Origin of the sequence: Streptomyces sp. NPDC002088, from assembly GCF_040296605.1 — a bacterium.
Lineage (GTDB): Bacteria > Actinomycetota > Actinomycetes > Streptomycetales > Streptomycetaceae > Streptomyces.
On record NZ_JBEOXO010000035.1, the window covers coordinates 1 to 14,051 of the forward strand.

Annotated in this window: 12 protein-coding genes, 1 rRNA gene and 1 riboswitch; of the genes, 12 read left to right on the plus strand and 1 reads right to left on the minus strand. The window is 68.9% G+C overall.

Annotated features, from left to right (window positions below; translation table 11 throughout):
* The 11 genes from rrf to ABT114_RS43570 form a co-directional block, all read left to right on the plus strand.
* Positions 1-95, plus strand: a 5S ribosomal RNA gene (gene rrf / locus ABT114_RS43520); the annotation flags it as partial.
* 108 nt (positions 96-203) lie between these two features.
* The gene (gene clsA / locus ABT114_RS43525; protein ID WP_351150835.1) at positions 204-812 is read left to right on the plus strand and encodes a cardiolipin synthase ClsA; all 609 of its coding nucleotides are present in this window, start codon (positions 204-206) and stop codon (positions 810-812) included.
* 113 nt (positions 813-925) lie between these two features.
* Entirely contained in the window at positions 926-3,421 is a 2,496-nt protein-coding gene (locus ABT114_RS43530) for a sugar phosphate nucleotidyltransferase (protein ID WP_351150838.1), read from the plus strand.
* Between the two features lie 167 nt (positions 3,422-3,588).
* Positions 3,589-4,425 carry a DUF881 domain-containing protein gene (locus tag ABT114_RS43535; protein ID WP_351150840.1) on the plus strand — a complete coding sequence of 279 codons (837 nt, stop codon included), beginning with the start codon at positions 3,589-3,591 and terminating at the stop codon, positions 4,423-4,425.
* Entirely contained in the window at positions 4,422-4,754 is a 333-nt protein-coding gene (locus ABT114_RS43540) for a small basic family protein (protein ID WP_003988855.1), read from the plus strand. The genes ABT114_RS43535 and ABT114_RS43540 overlap by 4 nt, the downstream gene beginning before the upstream one ends.
* Positions 4,755-4,762: 8 nt before the next feature.
* Positions 4,763-5,608, plus strand: coding sequence for a DUF881 domain-containing protein (locus ABT114_RS43545; RefSeq protein ID WP_351150843.1), 846 nt, complete (start codon positions 4,763-4,765; stop codon positions 5,606-5,608).
* A 61-nt stretch (positions 5,609-5,669) separates the two neighbouring features.
* Positions 5,670-6,572 carry an FHA domain-containing protein gene (locus ABT114_RS43550; RefSeq protein ID WP_351150845.1) on the plus strand — a complete coding sequence of 301 codons (903 nt, stop codon included), beginning with the start codon at positions 5,670-5,672 and terminating at the stop codon, positions 6,570-6,572.
* Positions 6,573-6,591: 19 nt separating this feature from the next.
* Positions 6,592-7,329 carry a transcriptional regulator FtsR gene (gene ftsR / locus ABT114_RS43555; RefSeq protein ID WP_351150848.1) on the plus strand — a complete coding sequence of 246 codons (738 nt, stop codon included), beginning with the start codon at positions 6,592-6,594 and terminating at the stop codon, positions 7,327-7,329.
* Positions 7,330-7,413: 84 nt separating this feature from the next.
* Positions 7,414-7,887 carry a bifunctional nuclease family protein gene (locus ABT114_RS43560; RefSeq protein WP_026253112.1) on the plus strand — a complete coding sequence of 158 codons (474 nt, stop codon included), beginning with the start codon at positions 7,414-7,416 and terminating at the stop codon, positions 7,885-7,887.
* A 238-nt stretch (positions 7,888-8,125) separates the two neighbouring features.
* Positions 8,126-8,770: a MerR family transcriptional regulator gene (locus tag ABT114_RS43565; protein ID WP_351150850.1), complete on the plus strand. Its 645-nt coding sequence runs from the start codon at positions 8,126-8,128 to the stop codon at positions 8,768-8,770.
* 57 nt (positions 8,771-8,827) lie between these two features.
* Positions 8,828-10,231, plus strand: a complete 1,404-nt coding sequence (locus ABT114_RS43570; protein WP_351150853.1) for a DNA polymerase IV — start codon at positions 8,828-8,830, stop codon at positions 10,229-10,231.
* 166 nt (positions 10,232-10,397) lie between these two features.
* Here ABT114_RS43570 and ABT114_RS43575 read toward each other — a convergent pair whose 3' ends face one another.
* Positions 10,398-10,769 (minus strand): PRC-barrel domain-containing protein, encoded by a 372-nt coding sequence (locus ABT114_RS43575; protein ID WP_351150855.1) that lies wholly within the window; start codon positions 10,767-10,769, stop codon positions 10,398-10,400.
* A gap of 114 nt (positions 10,770-10,883) precedes the next feature.
* Positions 10,884-10,980, plus strand: a riboswitch (glycine riboswitch).
* Between the two features lie 180 nt (positions 10,981-11,160).
* On the opposite strand from ABT114_RS43575, the gene gcvP reads away from it, so the two are divergent.
* Positions 11,161-14,046: an aminomethyl-transferring glycine dehydrogenase gene (gene gcvP / locus ABT114_RS43580; protein WP_351150858.1), complete on the plus strand. Its 2,886-nt coding sequence runs from the start codon at positions 11,161-11,163 to the stop codon at positions 14,044-14,046.
* The last annotated feature ends 5 nt before the right edge of the window (positions 14,047-14,051 follow it).

The window sequence follows — 14,051 nt, forward strand, 5'->3', positions numbered from 1 at the left end:
AAACGCCCGGTTACATTCCGAACCCGGAAGCTAAGCCTTACAGCGCCGATGGTACTGCAGGGGGGACCCTGTGGGAGAGTAGGACGCCGCCGAACTCCTTTTAGAGCTCTGGCTCTTGGGCACCAGCCCAAGGGCCAGAGCTTTTTTGCGTTGGGGTAAGGTCAGGGGGCATCGTTGGCTTATTTTCTACTGGAGGCCCCCGGGTGGAGGTCCAGGAGACCCGTGTCCAGACAGACCGGGTCCTCACCATCCCGAACATCCTGAGCATGGCGCGTCTCGTCGGCGTGCCTGTCTTCCTGTGGCTGATCCTCAGGCCCGAGTTCGGGGGTCCCAAGAGCGACGGCTGGGCCCTACTCGTACTGGCTCTGAGCGGAGTCAGCGACTACCTGGACGGCAAGCTGGCGCGGCGCTGGAACCAGATCAGCAGCCTCGGCCGGCTCCTCGACCCCGCGGCCGACCGGCTCTACATTCTCTCGACGTTGGTCGGGCTCACCTGGCGCGAGATTCTGCCCATCTGGTTGACCGCTGTACTTCTTGCGCGCGAGCTGGTCCTGCTGGTGATGGTGGGCATCCTCAGGCGGCACGGCTATCCGCCGCCCCAGGTTAACTTCCTGGGCAAGGCCGCCACGTTCAACCTGATGTACGCCTTCCCGCTCCTCCTGCTCAGCGACGGAAGTGGATGGATCGCGTCACTTGCCGCTGTTTTCGGATGGGCGTTCGCAGGATGGGGTACAACCCTGTACTGGTGGGCAGGAGTCCTCTACGTGGTACAAGTCCGCCGTCTGGTTCGTGCGGACGCCATGGCCGACTGAGCTCGCCCTTCGGCGGTAACAGTGGCTCGATGGCCCGTTGCAGAAAAGTGCGGGACAATCAGGACGGGTGAAGTCGGCTAGACCGTCGTCTCTTAGAGGAGGACGCTTCCGACATGAAGGCCGTCGTGATGGCCGGAGGCGAAGGCACACGCCTTCGCCCCATGACCTCGAGTATGCCCAAGCCGCTCCTGCCGGTGGTCAACCGGCCGATCATGGAGCACGTTCTGCGGCTGCTCAAAAGGCATGGGCTCAATGAGACCGTCGTAACTGTGCAGTTCCTGGCATCGCTCGTCAAGAACTACTTTGGAGACGGCGAAGAGCTCGGGATGGAGCTCACCTATGCCAACGAGGAGAAGCCACTCGGTACCGCCGGAAGCGTCAAGAACGCCGAGGAAGCATTGAAGGACGATGCTTTCCTCGTCATCTCCGGCGATGCCCTGACCGACTTCGACCTGACCGAGCTGATCAACTTCCACAAGGAAAAGGGCGCGCTGGTCACCGTCTGCCTGACGCGCGTACCCAATCCGCTGGAATTCGGCATCACCATCGTCGACGAAGAGGGCAAGGTCGAGCGCTTCCTTGAGAAGCCGACCTGGGGACAGGTCTTCTCGGACACCGTGAACACGGGCATCTACGTCATGGAGCCCGAGGTGTTCGACTATGTCGAGCCCGATGTGCCCGTCGACTGGTCCGGCGACGTCTTCCCGCAGCTGATGAAGGAAGGCAAGCCGATCTACGGCTATATCGCCGAGGGTTACTGGGAGGACGTCGGTACGCACGAGAGCTATGTGAAGGCGCAGGCCGACGTCCTGGAAGGAAAGGTCGACGTCGAGCTCGACGGCTTCGAGATCTCTCCGGGCGTATGGGTGGCGGAGGGCGCCGAAGTACATCCGGACGCCGTGCTCCGGGGGCCGCTCTACATCGGTGACTACGCCAAGGTCGAGGCCGGCGCCGAGATCCGCGAGCACACCGTCGTGGGCTCGAATGTCGTCGTGAAGACCGGGGCCTTCCTGCACAGGGCCGTGGTGCACGACAACGTCTACATCGGACAACACAGCAACCTGCGAGGCTGTGTGGTCGGCAAGAACACCGACATCATGCGTGCCGCCAGGATCGAGGACGGCGCGGTCATCGGTGACGAGTGCCTGATCGGTGAAGAATCGATCGTGCAGGGCAACGTCCGGGTCTACCCGTTCAAGACCATCGAGGCGGGCGCCTTCGTCAACACCTCGGTGATCTGGGAGTCGCGGGGACAGGCCCATCTGTTCGGGGCCCGAGGGGTGTCCGGGATCCTCAATGTGGAGATCACGCCGGAGCTGGCCGTGCGGCTTGCCGGAGCCTATGCGACGACGCTCAAGAAGGGCTCCACAGTTACCACGGCCCGCGACCACTCCCGTGGTGCCCGCGCGCTGAAGCGGGCCGTCATCTCCGCGTTGCAGGCCAGCGCCATCGACGTTCGGGACCTGGAGAACGTACCGCTGCCGGTCGCGCGGCAACAGACCGCGCGGGGCAGTGCCGGCGGGATCATGATCAGGACGTCGCCCGGTGTGCCGGACTCCGTTGACATCATGTTCTTCGACGGGCAGGGCGCGGACCTGTCGCAGGCCAGCCAGCGGAAGCTGGACAGGGTGTTCGCGCGACAGGAGTACCGGCGTGCGTTCCCGGGAGAGATCGGGGATCTGTACTTCCCGGCCAGCGTCTTCGACTCGTACACCGGTTCGCTGCTGCGGAACGTCGATACGACCGGTATCGCCGAGTCCGGGCTGAAGGTCGTGGTCGACGCGTCGAACGGCTCGGCCGGGCTCGTCCTGCCCAGTCTGCTCGGCAAGCTGGGGGTGGACTCGCTGACCGTCAATCCCGGTCTCGACGAGTCCAGGCCGACGGAGAGCGCCGATGTGCGGCGGTCGGGACTGGTGCGGCTCGGCGAGATCGTCGCGTCCTCCAGGGCCGCGTTCGGAGTGCGGTTCGACCCCGTCGGTGAGCGGCTGTCGCTCGTCGACGAGAAGGGGCGGATCGTGGAGGACGACCGCGCGCTGCTCGTGATGCTCGATCTCGTGGCCGCGGAGCGGCGCAGCGGCCGTGTGGCGCTGCCGGTGACCACGACCCGGATCGCCGAGCAGGTGGCGGCCTACCACGGGACCCAGGTGGAGTGGACGACGACCTCGCCCGACGACCTGACCCGGGTCGGGCGTGACGAGACGACCATCTTCGGCGGGGACGGCAAGGGCGGATTCATCGTCCCGGAGTTCAGCAGCGTCTTCGACGGTACGGCTGCCTTCGTACGGCTGATCGGGCTGGTGGCACGGACGCAGCTCACCCTCAGCCAGATCGACGCGCGGATCCCGCGGGCGCACGTCCTCAAGCGGGATCTGGCGACTCCGTGGGCCGTGAAGGGACTGGTCATGCGGCGCGTGGTCGAGGAGGCAGGAGACCGCTTCGTGGACACCACTGACGGTGTGCGGGTCGTGGAGACCGACGGGCGCTGGGTGATGGTGCTGCCCGACCCGGCCGAAGCGGTCACGCACCTGTGGGCGGAAGGGCCGGACGACGCATCCGCGCAGGCCCTGCTGGACGAGTGGTCGGCGGTCGTGGACAGCGCCGGCCGCTGAAACACCCAGTACGCGTGCGTGCCGGACAAGTGTCCCCAAGGGGGCCTGTCCGGCACGCAGGTGGGGCCGTTCGGAGGTAGCGGTCGCGACATGCGACGATGTGCGGCATGCCGCAGCAGCCCCCCGTTCGGAGCACAATTACGCGCCCGTCGCGTCCGGACGCGTCCATGTCGCTGCTCACCAACGTCATGGACCACAGCCTCGACGACGGATACGCCGAGGCCGCCGCCCGGAAGAAGTCCGAAGGTGCCGTCGGCATGCCCAGGACGCTCAGCGCGAAGCTCGGTCTCGCCGCCGGCCTGGTGCTCGCGGCGCTCGTCGTCACCGTGGGCGCGGCGCAGGCCCGGGTCGCGGCCCCGGTTGTCGCCAAGGAGCGCCAGGAGCTGATCGACCGCATCGACCGCGAGACGGAGAAGGCCGACAAGCTCGAGGGCACTGTCGACACGCTCAGGGGCGATGTGAGCGCGCGGCAGCGCGAGGCGCTCAACCAGAGCGGCGGCGGTGACCAGGCAGAGCTGGTGGGCATACTGTCGGGCGCCGCAGAGGTGCACGGCCCCGGCGTGAAACTGGTCGTGAACGACGCCAAGGAAGCCACCACCGGCGGTGACGGCGATCCGCGTGAGACGTCCGGTTTCTCCGACACCGGGCGGGTGCGCGACCGGGACATGCAGCGTGTGGTCAACGGGCTGTGGGAGTCGGGCGCCGAGGCGATCTCCATCAATGGACAGCGGCTGACGGCGCTGTCGGCGATCAGGGCCGCGGGTGACGCGATACTGGTCGACAACAAGCCGCTGGTGCCGCCGTACGCGGTGCTCGCGGTGGGGGCCGGGGAGCGGCTTAGCACCAGGTTCCAGAACAGCGCCGACGGCCTGTATCTGAACGCCTTGCAGGAGAACTACGGCATCCGGACCAGCATCTCCACGGTGGACGACCTCCGGCTGCCCGCCGCACCGAGTGTGATCGTACGTACAGCACAGCCGATAACCGAGAAGGGCACATCGTGATCGCCGTACTGGGCCTCGTCGTGGGAGTCGTGGCCGGCCTGTTGGTCCGGCCTGAGGTTCCGGCGGTCGTCGAGCCTTACCTGCCGATCGCCGTCGTGGCGGCGCTGGACGCCGTCTTCGGAGGTCTGCGGGCCATGCTCGACGGCATCTTCGACGACAAGGTGTTCGTGGTGTCGTTCCTGTCGAACGTCGTCGTGGCCGCGCTGATCGTGTTCCTGGGCGACAAGTTGGGTGTGGGCGCCCAGCTCTCCACGGGTGTCGTGGTCGTCCTCGGCATCCGCATCTTCTCCAACGCCGCGGCCATCCGCCGGCATGTGTTCCGGGCGTGAGACCACCGATGAGCAACCAGGACGAGCAGCAGCCCGAGCCCGAGCACAGGCTGCGCAAGGAACTGCCTGATGAGGTGCCCGCGCAGGTTCCCGAGCCCGAGCAGGTCCGCGAGAAGACGCCCGGGCCCACGCTGACCGGCCGCCAGCGGCTGGTGAAGGGGCTGTGGCCGCCGCGTGTCTCCCGTGCCCAACTCATCGTGGCCGTGCTGCTGTTCGGTCTCGGCTTCGGACTGGCCGTGCAGGTGGCGTCGAACAGCGACAGTGACAGCGCGCTGCGCGGAGCCCGCCAGGAAGACCTTGTTCGCATTCTCGATGAACTCGACGACCGCACTCAGCGTCTTGAGGACGAGAAGCAAGGTCTGGAGAAGCAGCGCGACGAGTTGGAGAACAGCTCCGACCAGGCCGAGGAGGCCCGTAAGCAGACGGTCGAGAAGGAGAGACAACTCGGCATCCTCGCGGGCACGGTGGCCGCGCAGGGGCCCGGCATCACGATGACGATCGAGGACACCAAGGGGACGGTCGAGGCGGACATGCTGCTCGATGCGATCCAGGAGCTGCGCGCGGCCGGTGCGGAGGCGATCCAGGTGAACGGCGTGCGCGTGGTCGCCGGCACGTACCTGACGGACTCCGGCAAGAGCGTGAGCGTCGACGGGAACCAGATCAACGCTCCGTATCGTTTCAAGGTCATCGGCAAGCCGCAGGATCTCGAACCGGCGCTCAACATCCCCGGAGGCGTGGTGCAGACACTGGAGAAGGAGCAGGCCACGGTCACCGTCGAGCGTTCGAGCAAGATCGTCGTGGACGCCTTGCGGGCGGCGAAGCGGCCTGACTACGCTCGGTCGTCCTCCCAGTGAACCGGGGGTGCATGGCGGCCGACGCGCGAGGGCATGAGGTTGCGGGGGGTCGGCGCACCGAATGGGTGGTGCGTGGTGGAAACTGTCTGGTGGATACGGACGTTGTGAGGATGTCCGGTTCGACCGGCGTAATGAGTCAGGGTTCGTCCTGCCCCACGGGCGGGTCTGTTTCGGTCAAGGGGAATCGCCCGTGAAGTTGTTTGCGAAGTTGTTCGGCAAGAGCGCGCGAGAGGGCAGCGGCAACGCGACCGCTCGCCATCGCGCACAGCCCGACGCAGAGGGCCAGCGGCCGCTGTTCCGGGACCAGGTGGCTGGTCCCGGCGGTGACATTTCCGGAGGTCAGGGCGCGCCGTCTGTTGACCCTGCCCAGTCCGGAGGCATAGGTTTCGGGCAACCGTCAACCTCAAGTACGGGTGGAGGGTTTTCCGTGTCGGCCCTGGTGTGTACGAGGTGCGGTAACCGCAACGGCGAGAACAGCCGCTTCTGCTCCAACTGCGGCGCGCCGCTGCGCCCCGGCCTGACGCCCGAGCGAGCGTCGGAGACCACATCCACGATCTCGATCTCCGGCATCGAGGCCTACGACGCCGAAGCCACCGGTCAGACGCCGGTGCCGATGCTGTCGCCCGAGGCGCAGGCGGCCGTCGATGCGCTGCCGCTGGGTTCCGCGCTCCTGGTCGTGCGCCGGGGGCCGAACTCGGGCAGCCGCTTCCTTCTGGACGGCGAGCTGACCACGGCCGGGCGTCACCCGCAGAGCGACATCTTCCTGGACGACGTGACGGTTTCGCGCCGGCACGTGGAGTTCCGACGTGGCCAGGACGGCACGTTCACGGTCGCCGACGTGGGCAGCCTCAACGGCACGTACGTCAACCGTGAGCGGATCGACCAGGTCGCTCTGTCGAACGGTGACGAGGTGCAGATCGGCAAGTACCGGCTGGTCTTCTACGCGAGCCAGCGAGGCTACTGACACCCGTCAGGGAAGGTCCATGCTTCGAACACCGGGCGGCGGTGCCGGGCACGGCGCCGCCGCGGCGGACAGTGGGCTGATGAGTATCGGCACGGTGCTGAACGTGCTGCGCGAGGAGTTCCCCGAGGTCACCATCTCCAAGATCCGTTTCCTGGAGTCGGAGGGCCTCATCGAGCCGCAGCGGACCCCCTCGGGGTATCGCAAGTTCAGCACTCAGGATGTCGAGCGCCTCGGTCATGTCCTGAGGATGCAGAGGGACCACTATCTGCCGCTCAAGGTGATCCGTGAGCACCTGGAGGCGATGGAGCGCGGTGAGGCCGTGCGGCTGCCGGCCGTGGGGCGCCAGCGGGACGGCGAGGCCCTGCCGGAGGCGTCCGACGGGCCCACCGCGGCCCGGATCGGGCGGGCCGAGCTGCTGGCAGCCGCGGAGGTCGGCGAGCAGGAACTCGAGGAGTGGGAGTCCTATGGTCTCATCACCCCGCTGGAGGGCGAGGTGTACGACGCCGAGGCGGTCACGGTGGCCTCGCTCGTCACCGAGCTGGGACGGTTCGGGATCGAGCCTCGGCACCTGCGGGTGATGAAGGCCGCAGCCGACCGCGAGGCCGGGCTCGTGGACCAGGTGGTGGCCCCGCTCAAGCGCCACCGCAATCCGCAGACCAGGGCACACGCGGAGGATCGCACCAAGGAGCTGGCGGGACTCACGGTGAAGTTGCACGCGGCACTGGTACAGACGGCGCTCGGGGTCCGGCTGCCCTGAACCGGGTGGTCCCGGGAGCCGTGATCGGGCACCCGTTCCCGGCCCGACTACCCAAACGTCCCGGGCACGGCCTAGGGTTGCTGTGTGAACGAGCTCGATGTCGTAGGTGTCCGGGTCGAAATGCCCTCCAACCAACCGATCGTGCTCCTGCGTGAAGTGGGAGGCGACCGCTACCTCCCCATCTGGATCGGGCCGGGGGAGGCGACGGCCATCGCCTTCGCCCAGCAGGGCATGGCCCCCGCGCGACCGCTGACCCACGACCTGTTCAAGGACGTGTTGGAAGCCGTTGGCCAGGAGCTCACCGAAGTGCGCATCACGGACCTGCGTGAAGGCGTCTTCTACGCGGAGCTGGTCTTCGCCAGCGGGGTCGAGGTCAGTGCCCGTCCGTCCGATGCCATAGCGCTGGCACTGCGTACCGGGACGCCGATCTACGGCAGTGACACGGTGCTCGACGACGCGGGCATCGCGATCCCGGACGAGCAGGAGGACGAGGTGGAGAAGTTCCGCGAGTTCCTCGACCAGATCTCCCCCGAGGACTTCGGGACCAGCAGCCAGTAGCCGGTGCGGGACGGGGCGCCGTGGGCCCGGTGACGGACCGGAACGGCGGCAATTGCCAGCGGCGAGTGAGAGCGTCCTACGGCTCTCTCCGAGAGCATTCGGCTAGCCTTTCCCCGCGGTGGGGTACGGGAAACCACTCTTAGGGTGATTATCACTCGGCGTGCCGAGTGTGGCGATCGTTGACGCGCCCCTGGTGACTGCCTACCGTCGAGAAGGCAGGTCAAGGACGGAGGTCGGCGTGAGCAGCAGCGGCGGCGGTATGGCTGGGGGTGCCCCCGGACACGGTTTCGGGGCGAGCGGTCCGTACCCGCTTCACAGCGACGCGGCCGGTCACGCTCCGCAGCGACCGACGGCCGTGCCGAGCAGCGGAGGGGCGACGTCCATGGCGTCCGAGCAGATCGGCTATCGAGGCCCGACGGCCTGTGCGGCCGCCGGCATCACCTACCGGCAACTCGACTACTGGGCCCGTACCGGGCTGGTCGAGCCGAGTGTGCGGCCCGCCTACGGATCCGGGACGCAGCGGCTGTACAGCTTCCGCGACGTGGTTGTCCTGAAGATCGTCAAGCGGTTCCTCGACACCGGGGTGTCGCTGCAGAACATCCGCACCGCCGTCCAGCACCTCAGGGAGCGGGGCTTCAGCGACCTGGAGCGCATGACGCTGATGAGCGACGGCGCCACGGTCTACGAGTGCACCTCGCCCGACGAGGTCCACGCGCTGCTCCAGGGCGGTCAGGGCATCTTCGGGATCGCCGTGGGCGTCGTGTGGCGGGACGTGGAGAGCGCCCTGTCGCAGCTGCACGGGGAGCGGATCGACACGGGCGAGACCCTGGTCGGGCCCAACCCTGCCGACGAGCTGGCGCGGCGGCGCAACCGGGCCGTCTGAGCCCTGCCCCGGAGCCGTACCGGGGCATTGTCAGTGGCGTAGGGCAGCATCGGAGATGTGAGAACCGCGCCCACGATCCTGCATCTCGACATGGATGCCTTCTTCGCCTCGGCGGAGCAGGCGTCCAAGCCGAGCCTGCGCGGGAAGGCCGTCGTCGTGGGCGGGCTCGGGCCGCGCGGGGTGGTGGCGACCGCTTCGTACGAGGCGCGGGTCTTTGGGGTCCACTCGGCGATGCCCATGGCCCAGGCGCGCCGGCTGGCTCCGAACGCGGCGTACCTGGTGCCGCGCTTCGGGTTCTACCGGTCGATCAGCGAGCAGGTGATGGGGCTGCTGCGAGCGCTGTCGCCGCTGGTGGAGCCGCTGAGCCTGGACGAGGCGTTCGTGGACCTGGAGGCCGGGGAAGCCGCCTGGGACGCGGAGTCGGCCCGGCTGGCCGGCCTGAAGCTGCGCGCCGACATACGGACCGGCACCGGGCTCACGGGGTCCGTGGGGCTTGCCGCCTCCAAGATGCTGGCGAAGATCGCCTCCGAGCAGGCGAAGCCGGACGGGCTGGTGCTGATCGAGCCGGGCACCGAGCGGGCGTTGCTCGGGCCCATGTCGGTGCGGACGCTGCCGGGCGTCGGGCCGGCCACAGGGGACCATCTGCGGCGGGCCGGGATCACCACGGTCGACGGGATCGCCGAGGCGGGCGAGGACGAGCTCGTACGGCTGCTGGGCAAGGCGCACGGGCACGCGTTGCACGCCATGGCGCTGGCGCGCGACGACCGGCCCGTGGTGGCCGAGCGGGAGGCCAAGTCGGTGTCGGTCGAGGACACGTACGACGTGGACATCCACGACCGGCTCAGGGTGGGGTTCGAGGTGCAGCGGCTGGCCGACCGGTGCGTGCGGCGGCTGCGCGGGGCCGGGCTGTCGGGGCGGACCATCGTGCTGAAGGTGCGGCGGTACGACTTTTCCACGCTGACCCGGTCCGAGACGCTGCGGGGACCCACGGACGATCCGGCGGTCGTACGGGAGGCGGCCGCCCGGCTGCTGGACTCCGTGGACACCACGGGCGGTGTGCGACTGCTCGGGGTGGGAGTGTCCGGGCTCGCCGACTACACGCAGGAGGATCTGTTCGCGCAGGCGGCCAGTGAGCGGGCGGAGGGTGCGGTGGAGGAGTTGACGGTGGACGAGCCCGTCCAGGAGCCGCGGGAGCAGGTCGAGCGGCGTTGGCCGGCGGGGCACGACGTGTGGCATGCCGAGTACGGGCACGGGTGGGTGCAGGGCAGCGGCCTCGGGCGGGTCACCGTGCGGTTCGAGACGCCCGACTCGGAACCGGGGCGTGTACGGACTTTCCGGATCGACGACCCGGATCTGGAACCGGCGGATCCGCTGCCGCTGGTGCGGCGAAGACCGGAGGAGGACGGGGCCCTGGCTGCGGACCCCGGTGTCGCGGGGGAGCGGTCGGCTGCCTCGGGGTGAGCGCGGTGCGGCAGTTTGCCAAGGGGCGGCTTTCCCGGGAAGCAGAGGCAGGATGAGCGTCGTGGGGCCCCAGTGCCTTGCCGGGGCTTGGCCGGCGCGGAAGGGCCCCGGCGCGTGTTCCCGGGCGGAGCGCGCCCGGTCCGTCGGCCCGGCCGGGAGGCGGCCTTCAGGCCTCGTCCGTGCCGGCCAGCTTGCCGAAGTCGCGGTCCGGGAATGGGGGAGGAGCGGCGATGTCGAGGCCGTAGTGGTGGTAGAGCTGGAGTTCCTGTTCGGGGGAGAGGTGGCGGCCGACGCCGAAGTCGGGGGCGTCCTTGATCAGGGCGCGGTCGAAGGGGACACGCAGGGCGCCCTCGATCAGTTCGCTGGGCTCGAGCGGGACGAAGGCGTCCCTTGAGAACAGGCCGGTACGTATGGCTGCCCACTCCGGCACACCGGTCGCGTCGTCGAGGTAGACCTCGTCAATCGTGCCGATCTTGGTGCCATTGCGGTCGAACGCCTTGCGGCCGATCAGGTTGCGCGGATCGATTTCGGTCTGCACGGGCCCTCCTCTTGGTCGCAACTCATCCGTAAGCACTACAAAAGAGCACATTCAGGAAGGTGGCCACTCGAAGGATCCGGTGCCGACCTCGCTGGTAGGCTGGCGAACGGCTGCTGACCCCGTGCGGGAGAGTCCTCCGGAACATTGTCGGAGGCGCCGAAGGAGCAAATCCTCCCCGGAATCTCTCAGGCCCACGTACCGCACGGACGAGGTCACTCTGGAAAGCAGGGCGGGTGTCGACGGCTCCCGCCCTCACCGACGGTGAAAGCCGGCAACCCCTTCCTGGGCGAGCCGGTGAAGCTCTCAGGTTGAGATGACAGAGGGGGAGGCCGTCCGGGTACCCACGCCGTGGTGCCCCTCGCAGGTCGCGTCAGACCAGGAGGCCTCCGCAATGACCGCCCACCGCATTCCGCTCTCCGAACTCGAACAGGGAATCCCGTTCGAGCAGCGCCACATCGGGCCCGACCACGAGGCGCGGGCCAAGATGCTCGCGCAGGTCGGCTATGGCTCGCTGGACGAGCTCACGGCAGCCGCGGTGCCGGATGTGATCAAGAACGCTGACGCGCTCGACCTGCCGGGCGCGCGCACCGAGGCCGAGGTGCTGGCCGAGCTGCGCTCCCTCGCGGACCGCAACCAGGTACTCGGCTCCATGATCGGTCTCGGCTACTACGGGACGTTCACGCCGCCCGTCATCCTGCGCAACGTCATGGAGAACCCGGCCTGGTACACGGCGTACACGCCGTACCAGCCGGAGATCTCGCAGGGCCGTCTCGAGGCGCTGCTGAACTTCCAGACCATGGTCGCCGAGCTCACCGGACTCCCGACGTCGGGCGCCTCGCTGCTCGACGAGGGCACGGCCGCGGCCGAGGCCATGGCGCTGTCCCGGCGCATGGGCAAGAACAAGAAGGGCCTCTTCCTGGTCGACGCGGACGCGCTGCCGCAGACCATCGCCGTGATCGAGACCCGCGCCGAGCCGACCGGCGTCGAGGTCGTCGTCGCCGACCTCAGCGACGGCATCCCGGCCGAGATCGCCGAGCGCGAGATCAACGGCGTGCTGATCCAGTACCCGGGCGCCTCCGGTGCCGTGCGCGACCTCAAGCCGGTCATCGACCAGGCCCACGAGCTGGGCGCGCTCGTCACCGTCGCCGCGGACCTGCTCGCGCTGACGCTGCTGACCTCGCCGGGCGAGCTCGGCGCGGACATCGCGGTCGGTACGACGCAGCGCTTCGGTGTGCCGATGGGCTTCGGCGGGCCGCACGCCGGCTACATGTCCGTGCACGAGAAGTTCGCGCGCAGCCTGCCGGGGCGGCTCGTGGGCGTCTCCGTCGACGCGGACGGGAACCGGGCCTACCGCCTCGCCCTGCAGACGCGTGAGCAGCACATCCGCCGGGAGAAGGCGACCAGCAACATCTGCACCGCGCAGGTGCTGCTCGCCGTGATGGCCGGCATGTACGCCGTCTACCACGGGCCCGAGGGCCTGAAGGCCATCGCTCAGCGCACTCACCGCTACGCCACGCTCCTCGCCGCGGGTCTCACCGCTGGCGGTGTCGAGGTCGTCCACGGCGCCTTCTTCGACACGCTCACCGCGCGGGTGCCGGGCCGGGCCGCCGAGACCGTGGCCGCGGCGCGCGAGCACGGCGTCAACCTGTACCTCGTCGACGCCGACCACGTGTCCCTCGCCTGCGACGAGACCACCACGCGGGCGCAGATCGCCGCCGTGTGGACGGCGTTCGGGGTCGAGGCCGACATCGAGGCGCTGGACGCGGCCATGGAGGACGCCCTGCCGGCCGCGCTGCTGCGCACCGACGCGTACCTGACCCACCCGGTCTTCCACCAGCACCGCTCCGAGACCGCGATGCTGCGCTATCTGCGCAGGCTGGCCGACCGCGACTATGCGCTCGACCGCGGCATGATCCCGCTGGGCTCCTGCACCATGAAGCTCAACGCGACCACGGAGATGGAGCCGGTCACCTGGCCCGAGTTCGGCCAGCTGCACCCCTTCGCGCCCGCCGAGCAGGCGCAGGGCTACCTCACGCTCATCCATGAGCTGGAGGAGCGGCTCGCCGAGGTCACCGGCTACGACAAGGTCTCCCTTCAGCCCAACGCCGGGTCGCAGGGCGAGCTGGCCGGTCTGCTCGCCGTACGCGGGTACCACCGGGCCAACGGGGACGAGCAGCGCACCGTCTGTCTGATCCCGTCCTCCGCGCACGGCACCAACGCCGCCAGCGCTGTCATGGCCGGCATGAAGGTCGTCGTCGTGAAGACCGCCGAGGACGGCGAGATCGACGTCGAGGACCTGCGGGCGAAGATCGAGAAGCACCGCGACGAGCTTTCGGTGCTGATGATCACGTACCCGTCCACGCACGGCGTGTTCGAGGAGCATGTCGCCGACATCTGCGCGCAGGTGCACGAGGCGGGCGGCCAGGTATACGTCGACGGCGCCAACCTCAACGCGCTCGTGGGGCTCGCCCAGCCGGGGCACTTCGGTGGCGACGTCTCGCACCTGAACCTGCATAAGACGTTCTGCATCCCGCACGGCGGCGGCGGTCCCGGCGTCGGCCCCGTGGCCGTACGGGCGCACATGGCGCCGTATCTGCCGAACCACCCGATGCAGCCCGCGGCCGGACCGGAGACCGGGGTCGGCCCGATCTCGGCGGCCCCGTGGGGTTCCGCGGGCATCCTGCCGATCTCGTGGGCGTACGTCCGCCTCATGGGCGGCGAGGGCCTCAAGCGGGCCACGCAGGTGGCGGTGCTCTCCGCCAACTACATCGCCAAGCGGCTCGAGCCGCACTACCCCGTGCTCTACACCGGCCCCGGCGGGCTGGTCGCGCACGAGTGCATCATCGACCTGCGCCCGCTCACCAAGGCGACCGGCGTGAGCGTCGACGACGTCGCCAAGCGGCTCATCGACTACGGCTTCCACGCGCCGACGATGTCGTTCCCGGTGGCAGGGACGCTGATGATCGAGCCGACCGAGTCCGAGGACCTGATCGAGCTGGACCGGTTCTGCGAGGCGATGATCGCCATCCATGCGGAGATCGAGAAGGTCGGCGCGGGCGAGTGGCCGGCCGACGACAACCCGCTGCGGGGCGCCCCGCACACCGCCGCGGCGCTCGGCGGGGAGTGGGAGCACGCCTACAGCCGCGAGGTGGCCGTCTTCCCGGCCGGTGTCTCGGCCGCGGACAAGTACTGGCCGCCGGTGCGCCGTATCGACCAGGCCTTCGGTGACCGGAACCTGGTCTGCTCGTGCCCGCCGCTGGACGCGTACGAGGACTGAGCCTC

Bases quoted from the DNA above. Each gene is read 5' to 3' on its own strand.
- ftsR (WP_351150848.1), top strand. From the start codon at position 6,592: ATGCTTCGAACACCGGGCGGCGGTGCCGGGCACGGCGCCGCCGCGGCG.
- gcvP (WP_351150858.1), top strand. From the start codon at position 11,161: ATGACCGCCCACCGCATTCCGCTCTCCGAACTCGAACAGGGAATCCCG.
- ABT114_RS43545 (WP_351150843.1), top strand. From the start codon at position 4,763: ATGAGCAACCAGGACGAGCAGCAGCCCGAGCCCGAGCACAGGCTGCGC.
- ABT114_RS43535 (WP_351150840.1), top strand. From the start codon at position 3,589: ATGTCGCTGCTCACCAACGTCATGGACCACAGCCTCGACGACGGATAC.
- ABT114_RS43530 (WP_351150838.1), top strand. From the start codon at position 926: ATGAAGGCCGTCGTGATGGCCGGAGGCGAAGGCACACGCCTTCGCCCC.
- ABT114_RS43550 (WP_351150845.1), top strand. From the start codon at position 5,670: ATGGGTGGTGCGTGGTGGAAACTGTCTGGTGGATACGGACGTTGTGAG.